At 61.7% G+C, this 7,320-nt stretch carries 7 protein-coding genes and 1 tRNA gene; 1 reads left to right on the top strand and 7 read right to left on the bottom strand.

Going from position 1 to position 7,320, the window contains the following annotated elements; genetic code table 11:
* Positions 1-116: 116 nt before the first annotated feature.
* From pth to ABI660_RS22220, 7 genes are all read right to left on the bottom strand, one after another.
* Positions 117-743 (bottom strand): aminoacyl-tRNA hydrolase, encoded by a 627-nt coding sequence (gene pth, locus ABI660_RS22250; protein ID WP_348072245.1) that lies wholly within the window; start codon positions 741-743, stop codon positions 117-119.
* 145 nt (positions 744-888) lie between these two features.
* The gene (locus tag ABI660_RS22245) at positions 889-1,587 is read right to left on the bottom strand and encodes a 50S ribosomal protein L25/general stress protein Ctc (protein ID WP_348072243.1); all 699 of its coding nucleotides are present in this window, start codon (positions 1,585-1,587) and stop codon (positions 889-891) included.
* Positions 1,588-1,727: 140 nt separating this feature from the next.
* Positions 1,728-2,702 carry a ribose-phosphate pyrophosphokinase gene (locus ABI660_RS22240; RefSeq protein WP_348072241.1) on the bottom strand — a complete coding sequence of 325 codons (975 nt, stop codon included), beginning with the start codon at positions 2,700-2,702 and terminating at the stop codon, positions 1,728-1,730.
* Between the two features lie 249 nt (positions 2,703-2,951).
* Positions 2,952-3,028, bottom strand: a tRNA-Gln gene (locus tag ABI660_RS22235).
* Positions 3,029-3,135: 107 nt separating this feature from the next.
* Complete coding sequence (ispE, locus tag ABI660_RS22230) at positions 3,136-3,990, bottom strand: 4-(cytidine 5'-diphospho)-2-C-methyl-D-erythritol kinase (protein ID WP_348072247.1); 855 nt, start codon at positions 3,988-3,990, stop codon at positions 3,136-3,138.
* A 38-nt stretch (positions 3,991-4,028) separates the two neighbouring features.
* Entirely contained in the window at positions 4,029-4,550 is a 522-nt protein-coding gene (locus ABI660_RS22225; RefSeq protein WP_348072239.1) for a lipoprotein insertase outer membrane protein LolB, read from the bottom strand.
* 6 nt (positions 4,551-4,556) lie between these two features.
* Entirely contained in the window at positions 4,557-6,338 is a 1,782-nt protein-coding gene (locus ABI660_RS22220) for a tetratricopeptide repeat protein (protein WP_348072237.1), read from the bottom strand.
* Between the two features lie 64 nt (positions 6,339-6,402).
* Here ABI660_RS22220 and mutM point away from each other — a divergent pair, with 64 nt between their 5' ends.
* A complete protein-coding gene (gene mutM, locus ABI660_RS22215) occupies positions 6,403-7,218 on the top strand; it encodes a bifunctional DNA-formamidopyrimidine glycosylase/DNA-(apurinic or apyrimidinic site) lyase (protein ID WP_348072235.1) in 816 nt (271 codons plus the stop codon).
* Positions 7,219-7,320: the final 102 nt, after the last annotated feature.

Genomic DNA, 7,320 nt, shown 5'->3' with positions numbered 1-7,320 from the left:
CACGCAGCCAAATGAGGCTCCCTTCCATCGCCCAGCGGGGCGAGGGAAGGGCGGGAGGTTGGGAGTGGGGAGTTACGCCTACTGTCCAAAACACACCACAGCCGCAGCGTGATGCCTTAATCGTTTTCAGAGTCCTCGGCCTCAGGCTTGCGCGGCGGCTTCGGCCGTGGCGGCGTGCTGGTGTGGATCAGCATGGTGGCTTTTTCCATCTCGCCGGCCAGTAATTCCGGCACGGCTTTCAATGCACGGGCAATGCTGTCCTCGATCGCCGTGCGGTGTTCCTGCGAGGGCTTTTTCAGCACCCAGTTGATGACTTCGGACTTCACGCCCGGGTGGCCCACCCCGATACGCAGGCGCCAGTAGTCGTCGGTACCAAGCTGGGCGTGGATGTCGCGCAGGCCATTGTGGCCGGCGTGGCTTCCGCCGAACTTGAGCTTGATCTGGCCGGGAACGATGTCGAGTTCGTCGTGCGCCACCAGAATCTCTTCAGGCGCAATCTTGAAAAAGCGCGCGAGGGCGGCCACCGATTTGCCCGACAGGTTCATGAAAGTCAGGGGCTCGAGCAGCCAGACAGTTTGCCCCTTGACCGTGGTCCGGGCGACGCGGCCATGGTAGTTTTTGTCGAGTGCCAGCGTCAGCTTGAGCTCGCGCGCCAGCGCCTCGGTCCACCAGAAACCGGCGTTGTGGCGTGTTGCCTCGTATTCGGGGCCCGGGTTGCCCAGGCCAACAAAAAGTTTGATCATGCGCTGTGATGAGAGGAGAAAGGTCTGCGGGGCGGGTCCGCTACCGGATTATCGGGGCAGCAGGCGTTTCCCCAAAAGAAAAAAGCCCTTGGCCTCCGGGGAGGACAAGGGCTGCAGGCCTTTTTCAGGCCGATGCCGTGATGAATTACTTCTTGGCAGCGGGCTTGGCAGCGTCAGCCTTGGCGCCGGCTTTGGCTTCCTTGGCGGCAGCGGCTTTGGCTGCCTTGGGATCCACAGGCACGGCCGCGGCAGCAGCAGCTGCTGCATCGGCTTCAGCTTCTTCGGAAACGGCAGAGACCGACACCAGCACCGGGTTGTCCTGACCACCCTTGGCGACAAACTTCACGCCCTTGGGCAGCGTGATGTCCTTGACGTGCAGCGAGGTGCCTTTTTTCAGGCCGGTCAGATCTACGGCGATGAATTCGGGCAGGTCTTTCGGCAGGCAGGAGATGCTCAGCTCGGTCAGCACGTGGTTGACCAGGCAGTTTTCGGCCTTGACCGCAGGAGACTCTTCTTCGCCGCTGTAGTGCAGTGGCACTTTCATGGTCAGGCGGGTCTTGGCATCCACACGCTGGAAGTCAACGTGCTGGATCAGCTGTTTGAAGGGATGCATCTGCAGATCGCGCAGCAAAACCTTCTGGGTCTTGCCACCGAGTTCCATCTCGAGGACGGAAGCGTGGAAAGCTTCTTTCTTGATGGCGTGCCACAGTGCGTTGTGATCGAGTTCGATCAGCGACGGTTCACCGGTTCCACCGTAAACAATACCGGGCGTGCGGCCCGTGATGCGGAGACGGCGGCTCGCACCCGTGCCCTGCTTGGCGCGCTCAAAAGCGACGAATTTCATAATATTCTCCAAAAGAGGTGGGCCGCGACCCGCTCACCTCGACATTGGAACACTCCATGAGTCCATTCCTGGACCCGTGAAATCTTCCCTAAAAAAGCTGCTGCAGCACTGTGCCGCGGCAGCCGGCTTTTTGTCCCGGATCAGAACAGGTTGTCCTGGTCCGAGAACAAACTCATGACCGACTCACCACTGGCGATGCGCTGGATTGTCTCGGCAATCAGCGGTGCCACGGAGAGCTGGCGAATTTTCTTGCAGTCCTGGGCCGCCTGGCTCAGGGGGATGGTGTTGGTGATGACCACTTCATCCAGCGCTTCGCCCTGAGCAATACGCTCAATGGCCGGGCCCGAAAAAATCGGGTGCGTGCAGTAGGCGTAAACCTTCTTGGCGCCGCGCTCCTTGAGCACTTCGGCGGCCTTGACCAGCGTGCCGGCTGTGTCAATCATGTCGTCCATGATGACGCAGTTGCGGCCGTCGATGTCGCCGATGACATGCATCACTTCTGACACGTTCGCCTTGGGCCGGCGTTTGTCGATGATGGCCATGTCGCAGCCGAGCTGCTTGGCCAGCGCGCGTGCGCGCACCACGCCGCCCACGTCGGGTGAAACCACCATCAGGTCGTTGTAGTTTTTCTGGCGCAGGTCACCCAGCAGCACCGGCGAGGCATAGATGTTGTCGACCGGAATGTCGAAAAAGCCCTGTATCTGGTCGGCATGCAGGTCCATGGTCAGCACGCGCGAGACACCGACGGCTTGCAGCATGTTGGCGACCACCTTGGCGCTGATGGGCACCCGTGCTGAACGCGGGCGCCGGTCCTGGCGGGCATAACCAAAGTAGGGAATGACGGCGGAAATGCGCTCGGCCGAAGCGCGCTTGAGCGCATCGACCATGATCAGCAGTTCCATGATGTTTTCGTTGGTCGGTGCGCAGGTGGACTGCACCACAAACACGTCGCGCGCGCGCACATTCTGCTGGATCTCGACCGTGACTTCACCGTCCGAAAAACGCCCGACATGGGCCGCGCCCAGTGAAATACCCAGATGCTGGGCAATTTCAGAGGCCATGCTCGGATTGGCATTGCCGGTGAAAAGCATGAAGTCGGAGTGGTGCGGTTGCATGTGTGGCCCAGCGGGTGTCTAGGAAGGGAAGCGGTGCTGAATGGGTAAAGGCAATAAACGCACTGAAAACACGAACGCCCTGTGTCCGTTCCATGCCAATGCGGCTTCGGGCCGTTTTCCGTCTGGCACATCCAGCTTCTGAATGTTGCCAGGCAGGGGCCTCAACCGGAGACACTCAACAGTCAGCGAGCACCGCCCCCGTTATCGGGGGGCCTAAAAGCACGGGCCCCACAAGGGACCCGAAAATTTTGGCAGGGGTGGAAGGATTCGAACCTGCGAATGCCGGAATCAAAATCCGGTGCCTTAACCAACTTGGCGACACCCCTACACAGGTAGATTGTCAGGCCTGAACACTGTCAAAAAGACAATTTCCAGGCACCAGCAACCAACCCTTTAATCGTTGTTTCTGGAAACACATTCCATGGCCCTTATCTTACCAACCGGCCAGAGGATGTGCATCCAGGTTGCTGCACTTGCGGACCTGCCAGTCGCCTGGGGCGCCAGCTAATTCCATCTCGTGCGGCATATGCGCAAACACAGCACTTCCAGAGCCAGTCATGCGGCCTTGCAAGTGCTGCATGGACAACCAGTCGAGGGACTGGCCAACCTGCGGACACAAGGCCTGCGCGACTGGCTGCAAGTCGTTATGGCCGAATTCGTAAACGGAGCCATCTGAGTTTGCAGCAAAGCCTTGGATTGTAGCAGTTTCTGTGTCGCGTTTGAGCGCTGGCGAGCGGAAAATGGCGTCCGTCGGCAGGCCGGCGGGGGGTTTGACAACGACAAAACGGGCCGCAGGCAGGCTCAAAGGCGTGATCTGCTCGCCGACGCCTTCGACCCAGGCATGGCCGCCGCTGAGAAAAAAAGGTACATCCGCGCCGAGGCCGAGTGCGATGGCCTGCAGCTGGCTGGCTGGCAGGCGCAGCCCCCACAAGCGCTGCAGGGCCAGCAGGCAACTGGCCGCGTCGGATGAGCCCCCACCCATGCCGGCCTGCGAGGGAATGCGCTTCTCCAGACCGATATCTACGCCCAGCGTGGTGCCGGTGGCGAGCTGCAAAGCCCGGGCGGCACGTACCACCAGGTCTTCACTCGGGAGCACTTCGCCGGCTTCGTTGCCCAGGTCGGTGCGCGTGATCTGGCCGTCACGGCGCAACTCGAAATGCAGGGTGTCGCACCAGTCGAGCAGCATGAAAACCGATTGAAGCAGGTGGTAACCGTCTGGCCTGCGCCCGGTGATGTGCAAAAACAGGTTGAGTTTGGCCGGCGCCGCGACATCGTAAATGGCTTTCAGCGGCTGGCTGGCAGCGGTGTGCAGCAGGTCGGAAGGCATCAAGGGACCGCAAGCACGATGCGCAGGTCCGAGCGCGGTTGCGGTGTCGTCCTGCTGGCTGAAATCCGCCCTTCGGCATGTTGCGAAAGATCGGCGCTCCAGCCGTGGGCTGCGGTGTTTTTGCCACCCAGCCAGTCGAACAGCGCGAGCAGCGGCACGGCGGCTCCGGTGGCTTTTTCCATGAGTTCGTCGACGGACGCAAAGCGCTGGACCTGGTTGCCGGAATCGAGCACGGCTTCTTGCGGCGACCAGCGCAGCACGGCCAGGCTGTTGCCCAGCGGGCTGTTCAGGGTCAGCTCGCCCTGCGCAGGGTTGCCCTTGAGCTCGAAACCGGCAAAAAAAGCCTGGGGCGGTTCGCTTTGCACCTGCAGGCTGATGCGACCCGCCCAGAATGAATTTTTCTCATCATTTAGGCCTGTAGCCCTTGGTGGGATTGCGCAGCCGGCTATGAAAAATGTAGCAAATAACAGGCTCGCCAGCAGAGCGGCCGACCGGCGCAGCGGCGCGTCAATAAGGGGCATGGCGGTCTACAGCCTGACGCGAAGGCGTTTGAGTGTCTGGAGCAGGGTTTCGTTCTCTGCGTTGAGCAGCATGCCCTCCTTCCAGATGGCGGTGGCCTTGTCGCGCTGGCCCAGGCTCCACAGGACCTCGCCGAAATGGGCGGCGATTTCCGGATCGGGCTTGGCCTTGTAGGCGGCCTCGAAGATCTTCAGGGCTTCTGCCTTGTTGCCTAAGCGAAATTCAGCCCAACCCAGACTGTCGCGAATGAAGGGGTCCTCGGGCGCGTATTCCAGGGCCTTCAGGATCAATTCTTTGGCTTCGGGCAAACGCACGTTGCGATCAGCCAGCGAGTAGCCCAGTGCGTTGTAGGCATGGTGGTAGTCGGGTTTGCGCCGCACCACCTCGCGCAGCAGGCGCTCCATTTCCGGCAAAGCATCGAGTTTCTCGGCCATCATGGCCTGGTCATAAAGAAGCTCGGGCTCGTCGGGAAATTGCGTGACACCCTGCGCCAGCAGCTCGTAGGCACCGCGGTATTCCTTTTGCTCGCGCAGCAGGTTGACTTCCGCCATCAGCTTGATGCGTTTATCCTCGGCGTTGCGCTCGGGCAGTTGGCGGATCAGCTGGCGGGCTTCCGGCATCTTGCCTTGTTTGGCCAGCAGCGAAGCGCGTCTTGTCTGGGCCTGAACCAACTCCTGCGCATCTGGAATCTTGTTCAGCCAGCTCTCTGCTGCGGCAAAGTCCTTGCGTTTTTCAGCCAGTTGCGCCAGCGACAGGTAGGCCTGAGACAGGCCGCGGCTGGTCTGTGCCTGAGGTGCGTCGCCCTGTCCGGCCAGTTCGATATAACGCAGCAGCGAGGTCTGTGCCGGCGCCAACTGGTTGTCCTGCAGTTGCAGGGAGCCCAGCACCAGCCAGCCCTCGGGGTAGTCGGGTTTGTCCCGCGTGACCACCTGCAACTGGGCGCTGGCTTCGGCATAACGCTGGCTATCGAGCAGGGCGCGGGCATAAGCCATGCGAATTTCCGGCAAGGCCTTGGGATTGCCTTCCAAGTATTTTTGAACCAGAGCCTCGGCGCGCGGCAGTTTGGGGTCCATCAGCTCCAGCGCCAGCAGGGCCGGCGCTTCAGAGACGAGGTCCATCGCCTGTGCGCGCTCCGCAGCCTCTAGCGCGGCGGGCAGGTCACCGGCCGCCAGGCGCATGCGGCCCACGGCAGTCCAGGCGGCCGGGCCTGTGGCTGGTGCCTTGAGCTCATCGGCCAGCGCGTTTTCGAGCACGCCCGTGGCGAGTTTTTTATCGCTGACGCGGGCAAAAAATCGCGGCAGGTTGGCAATGGTCACCGGGCGTTCGGCCAGAGGAGCCAGCTGCACTTCGGTTTTCAGGGGTTCCGCGGTCTCGGTGATGCGGTTGAGCGCCACCAGGATTTGCAGCACATAGCGGTTGGCCTCGCGCGATGCCGGCTGCGCCTGATGCCAAGCCTTTGCCGCCTGCAATGCCGCGTCGCCTGAGCGCGATTGCAGGGCGATGTCTGCCGCGCGCTGGTACAGCTGGGCGTCGTTGGTTTTGCGGGCGGCATCCAGCATCAGCGAAAAACCGGTGGGCGCGTCGCCTTCGCGTGCCGTGAGTTCGCCGATCAGCACCTGGTAAAACAGCTCTCCATCCAGGCTGGAAGGTGGCGGCGTGACGGCCTGTGCTGCGGCCGGCGCTTCGGGAAGGGCTGCAGGAGGCAGGTCCGGGGCAGTTGGGACGGGCTGCGCCCACAAACCGGGGACTGCCAGGCAAAGTGCACTGAAAACGCTGATAAGTTGCTTCATCGGGCCATGATAATTGAAGCAATGTTCCGATGTAGGCGTTTCCACCGATTGCCCCGAGCTGCCCATGCCTGAATTGCCTGAAGTTGAAGTAACCCGCCTGAGTTTCGCCGGCCGCATTGCGGGCGCGAAAATCCTGGACCTGCGGATGGGCAAGCCGCTGCGTTGGCCTCTGGGCTGCGAGCCTGCCTGGTTGCGGGGGCATACCGTGCTCCAAGTGCGCAGGCGGGGCAAATACCTGCTGCTTGACACCACGGGCGGCCTGTTGCTGATCCATCTGGGGATGTCAGGCAGCCTGGGTTTCAGCGATGGACCGCCGCCGCCGGGCAAACATGATCATTTCGACCTGCACACCAGCGCCGGCACGCTGCGGCTGCATGATCCGCGCCGTTTTGGTGCCGTGGTGTACGCGCCTGCCGAGCACGATGCTGCCGCGCAGAAGCTTCTTGGCCGGCTGGGCGTGGAGCCGCTGACCGACAGCTTTGACGCGCTGGTTTTTCACCGCGCGCTGCAAGGCAGGCAGACGGCGATCAAGCAGGTGCTGCTGGCTGGTGAGATCGTTGTCGGTGTCGGAAACATTTATGCGTCGGAAGCGCTGTTCATGGCCGGCATTCGCCCGACCGTGCGCGCCGCGCGGCTGAGCAAGCCGCGCGCGGCCAGGCTGCATGCCGCCATCCGCACCGTGCTGTCACAGGCCCTTACAAAAGGCGGCAGCACCCTCAAGGACTTTTCCAATGCCATGGGGGAGAGCGGTTATTTTCAGCTCGAAGCCATGGTTTATGACCGGGCAGGCCTGCCCTGCAGGGTGTGTGCGGCGCCGATCCGGACGCTTCGGCAAGGGCAGCGTTCCACTTTTTTCTGTGTCAACTGCCAGAAACCCTGAAGACCAGCCGCGGCCAGGAATGCCCGTTTCCGGCATGCGATGCTATATTGATTGACCTATGTCCCCGGCGCACCATGTCCTTTAACGAACAATTTGACCAGC

This window comes from Polaromonas sp., from assembly GCF_039930745.1.
GTDB lineage: Bacteria > Pseudomonadota > Gammaproteobacteria > Burkholderiales > Burkholderiaceae_C > Polaromonas.
The sequence above is the reverse complement of the archived record's forward strand: the minus strand, read 5'-3'. Positions and strand labels throughout refer to the sequence as shown.

What these genes read in the sequence shown, in the direction of transcription:
- pth (WP_348072245.1), bottom strand. Translation starts at nt 743, where the DNA reads ATGATCAAACTTTTTGTTGGCCTGGGCAACCCGGGCCCCGAATACGAG.
- ABI660_RS22245 (WP_348072243.1), bottom strand. Translation starts at nt 1,587, where the DNA reads ATGAAATTCGTCGCTTTTGAGCGCGCCAAGCAGGGCACGGGTGCGAGC.
- ABI660_RS22240 (WP_348072241.1), bottom strand. Translation starts at nt 2,702, where the DNA reads ATGCAACCGCACCACTCCGACTTCATGCTTTTCACCGGCAATGCCAAT.
- ABI660_RS22225 (WP_348072239.1), bottom strand. Translation starts at nt 4,550, where the DNA reads ATGCCCCTTATTGACGCGCCGCTGCGCCGGTCGGCCGCTCTGCTGGCG.
- ABI660_RS22220 (WP_348072237.1), bottom strand. Translation starts at nt 6,338, where the DNA reads ATGAAGCAACTTATCAGCGTTTTCAGTGCACTTTGCCTGGCAGTCCCC.
- mutM (WP_348072235.1), top strand. Translation starts at nt 6,403, where the DNA reads ATGCCTGAATTGCCTGAAGTTGAAGTAACCCGCCTGAGTTTCGCCGGC.